Raw genomic sequence first — 758 nt, forward strand, 5'->3', positions numbered from 1 at the left:
GGAACGCGATATCTCCTCCAGAAAACGCTTGAGAATGCCGGCATCGAGTTCATTCCTGAAAATGGCGGTGGTGTCGGCGTGCGTTTGTCACGGCGTTCCGAAAGGACGTAGGATCGGTGAAACAGCTCCCGATAGGCAAGGCAAAGCGCGTCCATTAGCCGACAATCATTCGATTGCGGCCGCAGTCAGAGGGATCAACCGCGAAGACTTCGACGAGCGGCAGAAGGGTTTCGGGGTCGAACGGCGACTGCGCAGACCGGTTCATGCAACTGCCTTCGCTCGCAGAGGTTCGATGTTGCTCTTGCCTGCAATGATGCCGGCAAGCCGATCGGCCCAACGCTCCAAGGCATCCCGTTTCTCGCTCATATAGTCGTAGCGCGCATATACCCGCGACGTGACCGTACTCTTGGTCGCCGAAACGTGATTCAACACATGCCCGACGATGAACGGCGAAATGCCGATTTCTTCCATGCCCGTCGCAGCAGATCGCCGAAGGTCATGCGGCGTCCACGGTGCAATGCCCATGATCATCGCTACGCCGCGCTTGCTGATCTCTTCTCGCTTCACTGCCTTCGGGACAGATGCGCCGGTGACGGCTGCACGGGCGCCCGGTCCAGGAAAAACGAAAGGCGGTACCGCCCTGCCCTTGCGCTCCGACAGCGCCTTCACGTCTGCGATCTGATCGCCGATGATCCGGATTGCCATTTCACACAGCGGGACAATATGGTCGCGGCCGTTTTTCGCGCGCCTGGCTGGTA

1 protein-coding gene is annotated in these 758 nt (G+C 59.4%); it reads right to left on the minus strand.

Features of this window, described 5'->3' with window-relative positions:
- Positions 1-261: 261 nt before the first annotated feature.
- On the minus strand, positions 262-758 hold a 497-nt coding region (locus EOA33_RS37425), incomplete at its 5' end, for a tyrosine-type recombinase/integrase (RefSeq protein WP_145989586.1).

This window comes from Mesorhizobium sp. M4A.F.Ca.ET.050.02.1.1 (genome assembly GCF_003997725.1).
Classification (GTDB): Bacteria; Pseudomonadota; Alphaproteobacteria; order Rhizobiales; family Rhizobiaceae; genus Mesorhizobium.